This window comes from Methanosphaera sp. BMS, assembly GCF_003268005.1.
Lineage (GTDB): Archaea > Methanobacteriota > Methanobacteria > Methanobacteriales > Methanobacteriaceae > Methanosphaera.
In genome coordinates, this window is sequence record NZ_CP014213.1 from 16,804 (window position 1) to 33,599 (window position 16,796).

The 16,796-nt window shown below is 32.2% G+C and carries 11 protein-coding genes; 6 read left to right on the plus strand and 5 right to left on the minus strand.

All coding sequences use genetic code 11. The annotated features are described in order from the left end of the window. Positions 1-54: 54 nt before the first annotated feature. Together AW729_RS00095 and AW729_RS00100 are read right to left on the minus strand one after the other, a co-directional pair. A complete protein-coding gene (locus AW729_RS00095; protein WP_112123155.1) occupies positions 55-3,447 on the minus strand; it encodes a right-handed parallel beta-helix repeat-containing protein in 3,393 nt (1,130 codons plus the stop codon). Between the two features lie 515 nt (positions 3,448-3,962). Continuing rightward, complete coding sequence (locus AW729_RS00100; RefSeq protein WP_112123156.1) at positions 3,963-4,988, minus strand: adenylosuccinate synthetase; 1,026 nt, start codon at positions 4,986-4,988, stop codon at positions 3,963-3,965. Positions 4,989-5,279: 291 nt separating this feature from the next. On the opposite strand from AW729_RS00100, the gene AW729_RS00105 reads away from it, so the two are divergent. After that, positions 5,280-5,741 (plus strand): GNAT family N-acetyltransferase, encoded by a 462-nt coding sequence (locus AW729_RS00105; protein ID WP_112123157.1) that lies wholly within the window; start codon positions 5,280-5,282, stop codon positions 5,739-5,741. Positions 5,742-5,802: 61 nt separating this feature from the next. On the opposite strand, the gene AW729_RS00110 is transcribed toward AW729_RS00105, so the two are convergent. Next, on the minus strand, positions 5,803-8,352 hold the full coding sequence (locus AW729_RS00110; RefSeq protein WP_112123158.1) for a U32 family peptidase: 2,550 nt from the start codon (positions 8,350-8,352) through the stop codon (positions 5,803-5,805). Positions 8,353-8,488: 136 nt separating this feature from the next. Here AW729_RS00110 and AW729_RS00115 point away from each other — a divergent pair, with 136 nt between their 5' ends. Continuing rightward, complete coding sequence (locus AW729_RS00115; protein WP_112123159.1) at positions 8,489-9,247, plus strand: mechanosensitive ion channel family protein; 759 nt, start codon at positions 8,489-8,491, stop codon at positions 9,245-9,247. Between the two features lie 85 nt (positions 9,248-9,332). Here AW729_RS00115 and AW729_RS00120 read toward each other — a convergent pair whose 3' ends face one another. Together AW729_RS00120 and AW729_RS00125 are read right to left on the minus strand one after the other, a co-directional pair. Continuing rightward, positions 9,333-9,629: a putative quinol monooxygenase gene (locus tag AW729_RS00120; protein ID WP_162685677.1), complete on the minus strand. Its 297-nt coding sequence runs from the start codon at positions 9,627-9,629 to the stop codon at positions 9,333-9,335. A 394-nt stretch (positions 9,630-10,023) separates the two neighbouring features. After that, on the minus strand, positions 10,024-13,134 hold the full coding sequence (locus AW729_RS00125; protein WP_112123161.1) for a right-handed parallel beta-helix repeat-containing protein: 3,111 nt from the start codon (positions 13,132-13,134) through the stop codon (positions 10,024-10,026). A 220-nt stretch (positions 13,135-13,354) separates the two neighbouring features. On the opposite strand from AW729_RS00125, the gene AW729_RS00130 reads away from it, so the two are divergent. From AW729_RS00130 to AW729_RS00145, 4 genes are all read left to right on the plus strand, one after another. After that, positions 13,355-13,708: a hypothetical protein gene (locus AW729_RS00130; protein WP_112123162.1), complete on the plus strand. Its 354-nt coding sequence runs from the start codon at positions 13,355-13,357 to the stop codon at positions 13,706-13,708. Further along, positions 13,708-14,340, plus strand: a complete 633-nt coding sequence (locus AW729_RS11690; RefSeq protein ID WP_112123163.1) for a sugar O-acetyltransferase — start codon at positions 13,708-13,710, stop codon at positions 14,338-14,340. Before AW729_RS00130 ends, AW729_RS11690 begins: the two co-directional genes overlap by 1 nt. A 92-nt stretch (positions 14,341-14,432) precedes the next feature. After that, the gene (locus AW729_RS00140; RefSeq protein WP_112123164.1) at positions 14,433-15,581 is read left to right on the plus strand and encodes an aldo/keto reductase; all 1,149 of its coding nucleotides are present in this window, start codon (positions 14,433-14,435) and stop codon (positions 15,579-15,581) included. Positions 15,582-15,647: 66 nt separating this feature from the next. Next, positions 15,648-16,748 carry an aldo/keto reductase gene (locus AW729_RS00145; RefSeq protein ID WP_112123165.1) on the plus strand — a complete coding sequence of 367 codons (1,101 nt, stop codon included), beginning with the start codon at positions 15,648-15,650 and terminating at the stop codon, positions 16,746-16,748. The last annotated feature ends 48 nt before the right edge of the window (positions 16,749-16,796 follow it).

Consider the following 16,796-nt stretch of genomic DNA (forward strand, 5'->3'; position numbering starts at 1 on the left):
TCTTTGCATATGAAACAGAAGACTAGTTTAAAAAGAAGGATGGGAGGTTAGGAATTATACTGTTATAGTTTCAGTATATGTGTTTGTTTTTCCTTCATTGTCTGTGAACTCTACTTTTATTTCATGGTTTCCGGATAATAATTTTAAAAGGTCATATATTATCTGTGATAGGTCGTCGGTTGTTGTATCATTGAATACTAATTTTCCATCAATGTATACCGCCAAATGTCCATTTGTAAAGTTTAAACCGAAAATGTTGTTTAAGGTGGCTAATGTTAATTGATTGTTGTTTATTTTTATTACTTTATTGTTTTTCTTTACTGTGATTTTGGCAATATTATTGACGTTATGGGTTGTTTTTTGATTGTTTACCGTTTTTTTGTTTTCTTGGTATGACGGTGTGTTTTTGTCATCGTCTTCTGCATTTCCTCCATAGTCTGCTGCATGATTGTTTATGTATGTGTTGTTTATATCATTTACGTATAATTGATTTGTAGTGTATACTGCATAGTTAGGTCCGTTCTTTGCTTCATTGTCTTGGAATATGTTATTTTCTAGGGTTGTATTATTTGCTGATACGTAGATTGCTCCACCATATGCTGCTGAATTATATTTGAAATTGTTGTTTGTCATGGTGTTGTTTTCTTTTTTTAGGTATATTGCCCCGCCCCTAGGTGCGAAGTTGTTTTCGATTATGGAGTTTTCTAGTTTACCATTGGATGCATCCCATATGATTGCTCCTCCTCGTTCATCGTTAATTCCGTTTATTAGTTTTACATTTGTCAGTGTCACATTATTGCTTGTTATATCGAATATTCTTGCTTCTTTGTTTCCATCAATTATTTGTTTATCTCCAGTGCTGGTCATTGTTTTTTTACCGTCAATTGTTATTGCTTTTGTTATTTTTATTCCATTTTTTAATGATGTATCTGCTATTGGATGGTATTTATATCCTTGTGTTAGTGTTAGTGTACCGTTTGCGGAATTGATTAATTCCTGTAGTTCTGTGAATGATCCGATTTTTGTTTCAAATGTGAATTGTGTGTTGTTTATGTAGACGTTGTTTGTGAATGGTTTTAAATATTTTTTATCATAGAAATTTACTGCCTTATTATATCCTGATGCATTATTGTTTGTAAAGAGGTTGTTTGTTATGCTTGTAGGGGATTGAACATGGATTGCTCCACCTTTATTTTTTGCTGTGTTGTTATTGAAGGTATTTCTGTTTATTTTTGTGTTTGCTTTGTTGATGTATACGGCACCACCCATAACTGCATAATTGTTCTCAAGTTTGGAGTTTTCCAGTATTCCATTTTTTCCATTCCAATAGATTGCTCCACCTTTACTGTCTGTTTTACCGTTTATCAGACTTATATTTTTTATTGTTACATTATCTGATTCTATGTCAAATATTCTTGCAGCATGGTTTCCGTTTATTGTATGTTCAGATCCATCAAGGATTATTGATTTTGTTATTTTTATTCCATTTTTTAGTCCTTTGTCAATTTCAGAATCATATGTGTAGTCATCATCTAGATAAAAGTCGGGAATTTCTTTGATTCGTTGTTCTAGTATGGTAAATGTTTGATAAACACTATTATTTTCATATACTCTGCAGTGATTAAGGTAATTATCTCGTTTTTTGTTTGGTGGTACTCCTACAGGGTATTGATTGTTTTTGATGTTTGAATTTTTTATTGTGTTGTTTATTATGCTGATATCATTTCCATTTAGGGCAATTATTCCCTTTTCATTTATTGCTTTGTTGTTGTTGAATGTGTTTGATAGTAGTGTTACATTGTCTTTTTCAATGTATATTACTGAATTTAAACCTCCATAATTATGGGATATGTTGGAATTTTTTAATAATCCGTTTGATCCATCCCAGTATATTGCTGATGCTTTTGGCCATTTTCCATTTATTAAATTTATATTTTCGAGTGTTACGTTATCTGAGACGATATTGATTAATCTTGATTTATTTAATCCGTTTATTGTATATCCGTTACCGTTAATTTTTAGTGGAGTACTTATTTTTATTCCGGAGTTATCATCTATGTTGGGAGTGTATGTGTAGTCATGAGTTAGTGTGTATTCGTTTTTTGCTTTGTTGATTTCCCTTTGTAATTCTGTAAATGAATATATGGGTATGTGTTCAATGTCTTTTGTAAAACTCAGTTCACCCACATATATTGTGAAGTTACCTTTAGTGTCTTGTATTGGCGTATATTTAATGGTTTTTGTACAATCTAATCTAAATGATGTTGGAGTTACTTTGGCATTGCTTGCTGTTACTTGTAAACGTCTACCAATATTACCGTTTATTGTTTTATCATCTTTTTTTAACGTAACTCTGATTTCCACTGGATTGTTTAATTTGGCACTGCTTGGATAATCAATATCAAGATAAATTCTATCTTTTACTGTAATCTCGTCATTAACATAAGTTAAATCTACATTCTTATTTGTTATGGAGTTTGACCACCAGTTGTTATCAGCATCCATAGTTTTAGTGGAATAAATATTATTATAAATTGTACTTGTTGGATTAATTCCGTTACCTATTCTGTTTAATGCAAATGAATTGTTTTTTATGTCGACGTTATATTCATTTGAATAAATTGCCGCTCCATTTTCACTAGCTTTATTGTTAATAAAATCACATGTTTCAACAGTAACATAATTACTATTTATGTAAATGGCTCCTCCTTCCTCTGCTATATTATTATTAAAATAACAATCTTTTATCAGAGTATATTTATCATTTACATAGATTGCTCCACCAGCTTTTGTTAAAAGAATTCCATCTTGGCTTTTGGCTGCCACTTCATCATAATTATCAGTGAATTCACAGTTTATTATCTTATCTAGTTGATCATCTATATAAATTGCACTTCCTTCTTTAGATGCAAGATTATGGAAAACACAATCCTTAATGGTTGCATTATAAGATTTTAGATAGATTGCAGAATATGTGGAAGCTTGAATTCCATTTTTATAAACATTCTTAAATGTACAATTTTCTAACAATCCCCTTGATCCTTTCCAGTATATGAAACTACCTTTAGCTAATGGATCTCCATTTATCAATGTGAGGTTGTATATAAATACGTCTGCACTTTGAATATTAAATATTCTGTCAATATTATTGGCATCTAATGTATGTCCTTGACCATTAATTTTTATAGGATAGGTAATATCAATATCTCCCCGACCTAAAAAATTAACAGATGTAGCCTTATAATCTCTTGTTAATTTTAATACATTCCCAATACCGGTTTTATCAATTTCTTCCTGTAGTTCTTTGAATGTTCCCACATCAGATGAGCTTTTCAAATTGTTTTGACTGTTTTCTTTCTTAATTCTCTTTGATGTTTCGTTTGAATTACTTATTTTATTTTCAGATTTTATCGTATTCTGCTTGTTAATGCTTTTGCTTAGTTGCACTTCTTGATACTCATTAGTTGATATTTCCTGATTATCATTAGTGGATATTTCGGATTATCATCAGTAATTGTAGTATTACCTGCACTAATAGCAGTTAAAGAGCATAATAACAACAGAAATATTGAAAATAATACTATCTTCTTTAAATATTTAATAATAACACCCCATATTATTTTATTATTAATTATTATATTGTTAATGTAATAATAATTTTATCCATATTTTAGCTTGTCATAAATTAATTCAGATGGTGTGCGACAATTATTTTGCTAAATGAATTGTATATCTTTTTATATTATATATTAAACATAATATCAATCATGTTTGATAATTATGAACATAATTATAAGAAAAACTTGCTAAAAAAACCCCTAAAAGGAATTGTTTACGTTCTCGATTATGCTAAAAAAACGGAACAAATTTTAAAATAATAAAGTAGTGTCAAAGAACAAGTATATTATATATGCAAAATTGTTGCACATTTTCATATTTTAAAAAAAAAGATAATAAGGAGATTAGTTTAGTTTTTCATCTCTGAGGTCTATTGTATCGGCTAAGTCAGGTCCTGTTGATATGATTGTTATAGGTACGCCTATGCTTTCTTCTATGTCTGCAATGTAGTCTTTTGCTTCCTGTGATAGGTCATCATATTCGTTTGCTTGGTAGCATTCAGGGTATAGTCTGTCGATACAGGTTAATGCCACTTGTGTTGCACCATTTATCATACATGAACGTTTTGCAAATTCTTTGTCGAATAGTCCGACTCTTCTTTTACGTCCAGTCACTACTCCAAATTCTTCTATTCCCATAGCTTCTGCTTCTTCTGGGCTTATTTCTGTTGGGAATGGTCCTTCTCCTACACGGGTTGTGTATGCTTTGAAGATTACAACTACTTCATCTATTCTTGTTGGTCCTACCCCTACGTCTGCAGCTGCCGTACTTGCACATGTATCTTTACTTGTAACAAATGGATATGTTCCATAGTATAGGCTTAGCCCGAATCCTTGAGATCCTTCGATGAATACATCTTTTCCTTCATCCAATGCTTTGTTTACTTCTGTTGGTACGTCGGTAATGTATTCTTTTAGGCAGTCTACATCTTTTGCATAGTCTATTGTCCTGTTTATTCTATCTGCGTTTGCAGGTCCGCATCCACTGCCGGTTGTTCCTATTTTCTTGGATAGGTATGATGAATCTTTATCTGCCTGTGTGTGTTTGTCTGTTATTATTGCACAGTTTGAATCCATGAATGTTCTACCATCGGTGTTGTATTTTTCAAGATATTCTAGTTCATGTTGGAATACTTCCGGATTTACTAGTACGCCAGCACCTATTAATAATCTTGCATCTTTATTGAAAAAACCAGATGGTGTTAATCTAAGGGCATATTTATCACCATTAAATTCAACGGAATGGCCTGCATTTGGACCTACTCCTGCTCTTGCAATGATGTCTGGTTTATCTTTGGTACAAAAGTAAGTGATACATTTTCCTTTACCTTCGTCTCCCCATTGGCCACCAACTAAAATGGTACATGTCATAAAAAATCTTATCTCCTAAATAATTATAAATTCCTGTTTTAATTGTTTATAATAATTTTTTTTTATCAGTCTTATATTTTCTATAAAACCTTATACTTTAATATTTATTTCTCATATTTAATAAAAACTTTTCGATATTTTATTTTTTTATACAATATCACAATCCATTTTCTGATACATATACTATTATTTTAAAAAAAGGTAATATTTTTATACAATGTTTAATAAATTATTATATTAACTAAATTAAATTAATGGAGGATAATTTATAATTAAATTATTTACAGGAAAATGTATGAAATAATAGCCAAAAGCAAAGTATTAAAATTGGATAAATATGACATCATATACGACTATGAATCTTCAGAAAGCATGGAATTCTTTACCAAAACTCATTTTGACAAGTACAATAAGGATAGTGAAATATTCATTATCATACATGAAAATAAATTACTGGGCGTATTCACATTAAAGGATGATATTTTTAAATTGAATGATAATAAATATGACTGTGTTAAAATTGATTATTTGTATATATGTAAGAAGTACAGGACATATGGTCTGGGAACATTGATTTTGACGGACATATTATGGATTGTCAAAAGATTTCGTACAAAGACCAATTATATACTGGCAGATTCACTTGTAGACAGCTGCATGTTCTACTTAAAAAAAGGATTCGATTACTACAAATCAAGCAAATCAGAAGACGAACAGTTTAATATCATAACGATGTACAAAAAAATCAGATAACTATCTAAAAAATAAACAGGGGCATGCTAAAAAAAATAAAAAAGGAAAACGTAAACAATAATCACTGTCTTTTCTTCTTTCTTTTTTTCTGACTTTTCAAGTCTTCAAGAACTCTTTTGTTTATGTAGTTTCCCTTATTGAGTTTTGAATATGATATCTCCTCAATGCTTTCGGAGTATAACCTGCCGGGATTTTCATCCCTTAGTCGCTGGATGTAAATGTTTATGATCTTGTTGATATAATTGGCGGATGTGAATCGGCAGTCAAGTGTAATGTTTTCTATGCCCATTTGTTTAATCTCATCAATTTCATCAATTAGACAGAGCATGTCATTGTTTAAGAAGTGACTTTGTCTGTTGTAGTCAAAGTATATCTTGTATTTCTTATTGTTCTGTTTATCCTCAAGCACCACATACTCTCCACTTTCTATATCCAGGTCAAATCCACCCTTAAGGTTACCGAAGTCATCCTTGGATACCATAATCTCCTGATTTCCCTGAACTATCAGTTCCAGTTTGGTATCATACTCATTGGACTTTTTAACAAGATCCGTTATTTCCTCTTTGCTCAGTTCACTTGAAATGGTAGCCCCTTTGAAGTTGTTCTTATCAAGCATTGCAACGCTATAGTTGTTCCAAATGTTCAGGTTGTGGGCTCCATAAACATTCGTATTTGGGAAACTGCGTGTTAAGGAGGGTGAATCTCCCATTATTGAGATATGTATGTTGTTTTCTTCTAATCTTCTGTGAATTTGCTTTAATTTGTCCAAGTCATCATCCGAGGTGAAAGCCGAGAGTACCAACACGACCTCTTTGTCGGATGCGATAGTGGCGGCCTGCGTTAAGAGATCTTCAATATTTTCAAAGTAGTCCTCCTTATTGTCATAGATGTATGATGCATCGAAGTATATCCTGTTTATCGGATTTCTATTTGCTATGGTCAATAGTTCCAGGTTATCCACATATACATTTAATCCCACATAATGTGATTGTTCCATATCAATCTCTTTATTCTTGGATTCCTTTGCAAGCTTTTTGATGGTTTTTCTAATCTGATCCTGTTTAATCTCATCCGGAACATAGGATTGTAATAGTTTTTCGCTGGCGATATCCAACACTTCACGTCTTATATTGTTAATCTTGGCAAGTGGCATAAACAGGTTATCCGGAAAATCATTAACTCTGATGTTATTTATTAAAAATGGTGTATCACCTGTTTTGGACATTTGGTTAACAATCATCTCCTCGGTTACCGGCTTATTTATGGCATCATCAAATTTACGTTCTGACTTATATCCAAAGCTAATAATCCTGTCATTTACCTTGAAGCTGGCATTAACGGTCATTTGCCTTTTTTTGTTGCATGAAATGTCCAGCGATATAGGAATGCTCGGATTTATCCTTTCCTGTGCGTACTGCTTTTGTTTATCATGCAATGTTTTGGAATAACTGATATATACCTCAGAACCTACACGAATATCACGTGTTGTATCGATGAGGATATGTTTGTCATCCTGTTGGATAATCTTATCCAAATAGATGCCCCTTATGTGGTTGTTGTGTTTAAAACCAATACCATCACCCTTAACGAGGGTAGGATGATTTTCATTTTCAAATTCAATATCAACAAGGGTATCCTCGATGGACTTGATTTTACCAAGATATAATCCTTGATGGAACGAACTTTCCCTGCCCATGACCTCTCCCGGTGTGTCATGCATTATATAACCGTTGGTATAATAACGATTAAATGTCAAATCAAGCTCTTCCTGTAGCGATTTGATAAGTTGGCTGTTGTCCTCATTATTCATATTGTCAATCATTGTCCTATAAGCATGTACAACGCATGCAACATAATCCTCAGACTTTAATCTGCCTTCAATCTTAAGGGAAATGATGCCTGCATCAGATATTTCCTTCACGTGTTTGAATGTGGCCAGATCATGTGTGGAGATTAAACAGCCGTTATTGATTCTGTAATTTTTATATCTTAACTTATACATTGATCTGCACGGCTGTGCACAGGCACCCCTATTGGCACTACGTCCTGATATGAACGATGACATATAACAGTCTCCGGATATGCAGTAGCATAATGAGCCATGACCGAAGACTTCCAGGTCCATCTTGATTTTATCCTTTTTTAATCTATTGTTAATGCTACTTATTTCATCAATTTCCATCTCACGAGGTAAAATAACCCTTTTGATTCCTTCATCCTTGGCCCATAGTATGCTGTTATAATCACGTAGGGTCATCTGTGTAGATGAATGAACCTCCATTTCGGGAATGTACTTGTTTAACAGATATACAAGTCCGATGTCCTGTACAATAACGGCATCGACACCTATTCTATATAGGAATTGGACATATTTAAGAACTTCCAGGATTTCTCCACTATTAAATAGTGTATTAACGGTAACATGGATGCTTGCACCATTAAGATGGGCATAACGAACAGCCTTTTCAATTTCTTCCGACGTGAAATTTTGAGCAAATGCTCTGGCACCATATCTATGTCCTGCTATGTAAACAGCATCTGCACCAGCATTGATTGCCACAACCAATATGTCATAACTACCTGCAGGTGCTAATAATTCTCTTAAAACCATTTAAATTTTACCCCTTGTCGATTGATTTAGAAAAAAATAAGTATTATTCATAAAAAAGTATATATTATAACTATATATGTATCTGATAATTAAAAATAATTATTATTCAACAATTTACTGACAAGGAATAAAAAGAATGATATCACAACCGTATGACTTGATAGTGCCATATCTATACACAATATTTGAAATAGTTCTTGCAATAGCCATACCCTTAATAATCATGAAGATTATTGTCAAGGCCCTATTGAAATATGATGATGCAGACAATAATGAAAAGGTACTGGTTAAAAAAATAATATCCATTATTCATTATCTAACTGTGGTAATAATACTTGTTTCAATCTTATCTGTATTGGGTATAGATTTGCAGAGTTTGATTCTTAGTTTAGGACTGGCAAGTGTAGCAGTCAGTCTTGCTGCGAAGGATACATTGTCCAATATTATTTCGGGCGTTATAATAATTCTTGAAAAGAAATTCAAGGTTGGCGACTTGATAGAAATAGATGGAAAAGTGGGAAAGGTAACAAGGATAGGCCTTAAATCTGTTGAATTGGAATATAAAACCAAGTATATTTCAGTGCCCAATGTGGTATTCAGTACGAAGTCATTTATAAACTTTACAAAGTATGGCGTATACGCCGAATCATTCCAGGTAAATCTTAGAAATGACTATGAATTAGAAGAAAAAATACATGAAATCGAAAATATACTTGATAATAATCCGTTAATACTAAAGGAACCGAAATATCTGATATTGCCTAAGAATATTACGGCGTATGGGGTTGATGTTACCGTTAAATTTTACGTAAATGATCCTATTAAAAACAATATTATTAAAGCCAAGTTAATCAGGGAAATTAAACAGAAAGTGGTAATCGAGAATATAGACTGACTTTGTAGTTTCAGATTATATATAAAAAAGTAATATCTATTCTATTATAAAAAAAGTGGGTTATTGAAGGTATTCCTTCAATAATTTAATTTCCAGTTACAGGTTCTGCAACATAGACTGTAATGTCTAGCTCATCTGTTAGGAATTCTTTAATATCATTACCGAATGCTATAAATTCATCCGTTTTCATGTGTTTTTCCAAAGCTTCTTTTGACTCCCATTTTTCAACGAAAGTTAGGGAATCATCCAAAACATCTTTGAATAAGTTATAGGATATGTTTCCTTCATGTTCTCTTGATGCTAGGATTAATTTTTCTGCTTCACTTACAATATCGTCTATTTTGTCTTTTTTTGCTTTTAATGATGCGTTTACGATTATCATTTTTAAACTCCAATATTTCATTTAAATTTATGTTTATAATTATGGCTTAGATAATATTTAAACTTAACAGTTTTTTAACATTTTTAAAGGATTTTTGATGAAATATTTCTCAAAAGTTAAATATTGGAATTATTAATGGAGTTTTGTCTTAATATGTTCTTCCAATAATCATTTAATGCACATGGTTTAACTTATTAGATAATTGAAAAAAAGTTCTGATAAAAATCGTGCCGTATATGAAAAAAGGGGAAATCATATACAGCACGGGGGATTAATAAAATATTTTAATTTTTATTGTAATATTGTTTAGTATAAATCATTATATTATACTAATTGTCCTCCGTTTTTTAATTGAGATATATAATAGGGGGTTATGTGGGTAAATGCATTGCATTTACCTATAATTAAATTTGTTAATTCCCACGATTTTTCTGCTTCCTAGTAGAATATTATTACCTGAATAGCATACGATTATACAATCGATATGGCTGGTAGGAATATTCGGATAGGTGAATGATATTTCACCATTGGAAACATCCAATGCGGGGGATACTGTTTTTCTGTTTATTTTTACAATGGCTTTGCCGCCATATGCACTTTCATTATTTGATTTTCTGTAAATTCGAGCATATACCGTAAAGTTTTGTCTTCTGATGAATGTTGTATTGGTTATATCAATGTCTGATTCTTCTTTTTCAAGTGTAATCGTTGAATAGTTTCTGTTGGAGTGATATAGGTTGTTTTCACCGTATACCAGTGATAGGTTATACTTCGGTCCTCTGTAGTTGGATGGAATAACATAATCTTCAAGTATGGCAACTCCATTTCTTACATGGATGGTCTGTCTGATTGTTATTCCGTTAATCTTAAACCTGGCGATTCCCATATCAACCTTTTGGTTTCGTTCATCAGTTATTGTTGCTTTTAAAGTTATCCTGTCATTTGGGAAACCTGTTACTTCATACACAACAGAGTAAACATTCAATTTAAGGATATTTATTGAGGATGTACCTGATAAAACACTCTCAAGACCCTTCTTGTATAGTTTAACTTCCAGTGTGTAGTTTCTTTTTTTCCAGTTGGATGGAATTATAAAATCCTTTAAACAAATGTCTGATCCGTCGGTTATTATCTGATAATTGATGATTGTTAGATTATTTACCTTAAATATGATGGTTGAATTGTCCAATGAATTCATATTGGTAGTGTGGGCTGTCAGGTTAATGCTATCATTTACGTGTACATAGACCTTATCAACAATCAGTTCTGGTTTTTTTATATCAAATTCATAACTCTTATGTTTTGTAAGGTTAAATACTTCATCATGTATGGTGAGAGTCATGTTGTATTTACCTGTCTTGTTAATTATCGAGTCATAATTAACGTTTATGATTTCATTACTATTTATCGGATTAATGATATTGTTGTAGACAATGATTCCAGCCATGGTGATTGTCACATTAATGTTTCCACTTTTTCCGCTTCCATTGTTTGCAATGCTAATATTTAATCTCAACTTATCTGCTATGCTTATGTTTTCACAATTGTCTGATACGTTCATGTAGAGTGCAGGTTTTTGTACCATTATAACCTTTTCATGCATTGAACTTTCATTCGTATTTGAATCATTGACAGTAATATTTAGCAGTATGTCATCGGGGAAAATGCTTTTTACAGTCAAGGTCAGGTTCTTGCTTTCATTTGACTTAAGACTAGGGATGTACCATGTGTTGTTGTCATAATCCACGTTGTCCGATGAGATATACACGAGATTATCTGGAAGTACATTTGTCAATATGATGTTGCTGCCATTTGCCTCTTGGGTATTTCTGATGAGGATTGTGTAATTAAATGGCGTATCGTATTCTATGGCTTCTGGTGATATTATTTGAACATCATATTCTGGATATAACATTTCTATTATTATATTTTTGTCACAATTTTTGTAATTGGGGACATCTTCGAATATCATTCTAAAATTTGATGAATTATTGATTATTTCAGTAATATGAATATTGTATCCGTTTGAATAAACATTGGAATATGATAAACAAGAGTCATTTAAGTATAGGCTTACCTTACCTGTTGTAACGCTTGTATTATATACTTCTTTTGTCTTTATAATTCCTGTTATTTGAATATCCTCATCATAATTGAAGATATAATTATCATCACAGATTATTTGTGAAAACAGTCTATTTCCAATATATGTATTGTCTGATGCTTTGATATGTTCAACACTACCCTCATATAATTCTTCACATGTGTTGTTGACGTATGTGGTATTTTTGATTATTGTGGTTGCAATTATCTCTTTACATATATGATTTGAGGTATTGTTGGTGAATATGGAATCTTGAATGCTTATCGTAGCATTTTCATTAATGTTTTCTGTAAGTGTATCGCCTGCATTATTGGACGTTATTGATGAATTTAAGATGAGTGCCTCATGGTTATTCATAACAATAATTCCATTATTCTCCTGGATTTGTGAATTTGTTATGTTCAACTGGTTATTGTTATAAAACAGCGATTTGCTCACATTGTTTTCTGATATTGATGAATTTCCTATTGAAACATTACCGTTGCTGTAGATTAATCCATTGGATAGATGTCTGTATATTTGACATTTTGACAAGTCTATCTGACCGTTTTCAAGCAGATAACATATTGGATATTCTCCCTTGTTTGATTCAAAGTGTGTATCTTCAACACTTATATTGGAGTTCAGATTGTATATTGTGGAGCTATTTGCAGTATTGTTTTTAAACAGACAATTTTGAATTACTGTGCTTTTGCTGTATAAACAATAGATTGCCGATCCATCACTTGAGGTGTTGTTTTCGAATGTTGAATCCGTTATTGTCAGGTTGTTTGAATTGTATATTGCAGCTCCTCCAAACGTTATGGCATCAAGTGTATTGTTTATGAACTTGCAGTTATTTATATTCATTAAACCCGAGTTGTATATTGCTCCACCCGATGAAGAATTGTTGTACTTGGAATATGTGTCTTTTATGGTAATGTCATTAAGTATACAATTTCCAAGATTCCTTATCGCATTTGCCCTGTTGGATTGGGTGTTGGTTATCGTTAGATTATTGATTATTAGTGTGTTTGATTTTTGGATGGATATGAATGCTTTCTGGTTATTTCCATTTATGATATTGTTGTTACCGTTAATGGTTATTGTAATTGCCTTTCTTGTGCCCTTGATATCAATGTCCTGTGTGATGTCGTAGTTTCCATCCTTCAGGTTTATCGTTTTGTTTTTACTTTGGGAATTTGCCGTTGCGATTGAATCGTATAGTTCTTCATATGAGTTCACGTCAACTGTTTCCTCGTCTTGTTTCAATGATTTTTCCTGAACGTTTATACTTTTTTGAACGTTTTTTTCAATCTCCACATCCTGTGTATCAGTATCGTCATTTGCACTTATTGTACTTGCAGTTATAATTATTGTGATTATCATCAGCATTGTAAATATTAATTTTTTATTATTCATTTTTTTATATCATACTCCTATACAATTAATAGTATTATGTAGACAATATTAAACATTGTCCAAAATTAATTATAATTTTTATACTATTTATACTTTTTCAATAATTCATTTGATAATAGTTATATTTTTTTTATATTTGTATGAAAGTTTTAATAGGATGTAATCCATATATACAATATGAGAATTGAAAAATCATATACATAAAACGGGTTTAATTTACATGACAAAATATGATAAAAGTACATGTGTAAAGGTAAACAAAGATAAAATGGATTTAATCAAGAAAAAAGGATTAAATTTACAAGATATCTTGGATAAAGCAATGGATGAAGAATTAAAGCTAAACAAAGATGAAATAACAAAAGAATCAATCAAAGAAATAAATGAAAAAATCAATAAGTTGACCCACAAAAAAGAAGAGAGAATGGAAGAATATCAGAAAAAGATAGACAGCATAACAAGAACAATAAACGAATCAAAAATACATGAAGAAAAAATGTATGATGAGAAAATAGAATATCTGAAGACAAAAAAATACTATTTTGAAAAAACACTAAACAATGGGGGACTGTAATGGAAGAAACTCAATGGAGAGTCAAAGGACCACTGGAATTGGATGATGATAAATGGGCTGAAAAATTCTCAAAAGCAGCCAACTTGCAATATGAACTAAACCATCTACATCCCTCACAAATTCAACGAAAGAAAGAACTGTTACATGAATTATTCGGTCAAATAGGTGAAAACACGGAAGTACTACTGCCCTTCTACTGTAACGTGGGAACAAACATAAAAATAGGAAAAGGATCATTTATCAATACAAACAACAACTACCTTGACACGGATTCAATAGAAATCGGTGACTACACACTACTGGCACAGGGTGTAAACATAATCTGTGCAAATCATCCCGTGAGTACAAAAGAACGCATAGTGCCCGTAGATGACAAACTGGATGATGGAAAATATGCCTACATCAACGAAGAGGGAAACTTCGACGACTCGATAGAATACACATTCGTAAACACAAGAAGTCCTGTAAAAATAGGCGACAGATGCTGGATAGGTGCAAATGTAATAATCTTGCCTGGTGTAACAATCGGAAACAATGTGGTAATAGGTTCAGGCAGTATAGTAACCAAGGATATTCCTGACAATTCAATAGCAGTAGGAAATCCTGCAAAAGTAATAAGACAAAACGATTAGGATAAATTAACTGATAACAAATTGAAAGATGAATTAAGCGATTATTTAAAAAAAATTACGTAATAATATAGGAGTAAATGGAGAGATTAATTATGAAAAAGATGGGTTTTGGAATGATGAGATTACCATTAACTGATGAAAACGACTTAAAATCAATAAATCAGGAAGAAGTAAATAAGATGGCAGATATATTTATGGAAAACGGATTTAACTACTTTGACACCGCATATCCGTATCATGATGGATTAAGTGAGGTGGCCCTTAAAAAGGCAGTGGTTGAAAGATATCCACGAGATTCATTTGTCATAGCAGATAAACTGCCACTGTTTTTAATAACAAAAGATGAACAATTGGAACAAATATTCAACCAACAACTGGAACGCTGTGGAGTAGATTACTTCGACTATTACCTTTTGCATAATGTAAGCGGATTCTCTGAGGCAGGATTTATAGATGTTGACTCATTTTCATTCGTAAAGAAATTAAAGGAAGATGGAAAAATAAAAAAGATGGGACTATCGACACACGCCAATGCAGAATACCTGGACAACATACTAAAAAATCATCCTGAGATAGAATTCGTACAACTGCAGGTAAACTACCTTGACTGGGAAAACGATGGAGTAGAATCAAGAAAATGCGTAGAAGTGGCAAAAAAATACAATCTGCCTGTAATCGTGATGGAACCGCTAAAAGGCGGATTTCTTGCAAACATACCACCAGAAGCCGAAAAAATAATGAAGGAATACAATCCGGATGCATCAGCAGTATCCTGGGCATTAAAATACGTGGCCAGCATGGATGAAGTATTCATGGTATTAAATGGGGTAAGCAGTCTTGAACAAATGGAAGAAAACATAAAAATCATGGATTCCCACGAGAAATTAAACCCTGATGAATATGAAATAATATCCAGTGTAATTGACATAATAAACAGCAAAATAACAGTACCATGTACAAAATGCAACTACTGCATAAGCACTTGTCCGGTAAACATCAACATTCCAAAATTATTCGATTTTTACAACAATCAAAAAATAGAAAATATCCAAACATTTACGGCAGTGGGTAATGCATATGTAAATTACTCAAAAATAGAGTCAAATGGAATAGCATCAGAATGTATACAATGCGGCAAATGCGTAAAGGAATGTCCACAACATATAAATATCCCAGAAGTCATGGAAGATGTTAAAAAGACTTTTGAAATACCACTATATGGATTTAAAGAAGAGGAATAATCCTCTTCCAATCTTCTATTTCAGTACAAATAACTTATTTTATAATAATACTTCTCCGGTGATTTAATGAAAAAATTAGGCTTCGGAACCATGAGATTGGAATTGGTCAATCATGATACGAAAGAGATTAACATAGATTTATTTAAACAAATGATCGATTGCTTCATGGATGCCGGTTACAACTACTTTGACACGGCATACACCTATCTAAACGGCAACAGTGAAAAGGCACTAAAAAAAGCTCTGGTTGAACGCCATCGGCGGGAATCATTTTTTCTGGCAGATAAATTGCCGATATTCAATCTAAATAATGCTTCAGAAATGGAAGAGATATTCAATACCCAACTAAAACGATGTGGGGTCGAATACTTCGATTATTACATGTTGCATAACGTAAGTACAAAACATCAAAGCAAATTCACCGATATTGACTCCTTCAAATTTATTTTAAATAAGAAGAAAGAGGGAAAAATCCGGCACATCGGCATATCCTGTCATGATGATGCAAAATTTCTGGATAACATCCTCAAAAAACATCCGGAAATAGAATTCGTACAACTGCAAATAAATTACCTGGACTGGAATGATGAGATAATCCAATCAAAGGCATGTTATGAAGTGGCATTAGAACATGATGTCGACATAATCATAATGGAACCGCTTAAAGGGGGGCTGATGTCCTATGAGGATTCTGACATACTTAAGGAATTTGACAAACATTCCTCCAGAAAGGCGGTGGACTTGGCATTTTCTTTTTGCAAGCACTTGGATAATGTAATGGTTGTATTAAGTGGTATGAACAATATGAGTAACCTTTTGGAAAATATCAGAATATTTGAGGATGATAAAAAATTGTCAGAGGATGATTTGGAGTTTCTTGACAGGATAAACCGGTTAATGCATTCATACGATTTAATCAAATGCACGGGATGTAATTACTGCATTGACCATTGTCCGAAAGCCATAAAGATACCTGATTTTTTAAAGTTATACAACACCCAAAAAACCAGTAAAAATCACTCCGTAGGGATGTATTACAGGAATATGATAACCAGGTATTCCTCCAGTCCAAAAGATTGCATAAACTGTGGAAATTGCACTAAATTCTGTCCGCAGGATATTGATATTCCAAAATACATGGATGAAATAACCACCCTTTTCAAATAACTCTTTTTAATAAAAACATTGTTTCTAACTATTTTTTCATATTTATAC

What these genes read in the sequence shown, in the direction of transcription:
- AW729_RS00100 (WP_112123156.1), bottom strand. Translation starts at nt 4,988, where the DNA reads ATGACATGTACCATTTTAGTTGGTGGCCAATGGGGAGACGAAGGTAAA.
- AW729_RS00105 (WP_112123157.1), top strand. Translation starts at nt 5,280, where the DNA reads ATGTATGAAATAATAGCCAAAAGCAAAGTATTAAAATTGGATAAATAT.
- AW729_RS00110 (WP_112123158.1), bottom strand. Translation starts at nt 8,352, where the DNA reads ATGGTTTTAAGAGAATTATTAGCACCTGCAGGTAGTTATGACATATTG.
- AW729_RS00115 (WP_112123159.1), top strand. Translation starts at nt 8,489, where the DNA reads ATGATATCACAACCGTATGACTTGATAGTGCCATATCTATACACAATA.
- AW729_RS00120 (WP_162685677.1), bottom strand. Translation starts at nt 9,629, where the DNA reads ATGATAATCGTAAACGCATCATTAAAAGCAAAAAAAGACAAAATAGAC.
- AW729_RS00125 (WP_112123161.1), bottom strand. Translation starts at nt 13,134, where the DNA reads ATGAATAATAAAAAATTAATATTTACAATGCTGATGATAATCACAATA.
- AW729_RS00130 (WP_112123162.1), top strand. Translation starts at nt 13,355, where the DNA reads ATGACAAAATATGATAAAAGTACATGTGTAAAGGTAAACAAAGATAAA.
- AW729_RS11690 (WP_112123163.1), top strand. Translation starts at nt 13,708, where the DNA reads ATGGAAGAAACTCAATGGAGAGTCAAAGGACCACTGGAATTGGATGAT.
- AW729_RS00140 (WP_112123164.1), top strand. Translation starts at nt 14,433, where the DNA reads ATGAAAAAGATGGGTTTTGGAATGATGAGATTACCATTAACTGATGAA.
- AW729_RS00145 (WP_112123165.1), top strand. Translation starts at nt 15,648, where the DNA reads ATGAAAAAATTAGGCTTCGGAACCATGAGATTGGAATTGGTCAATCAT.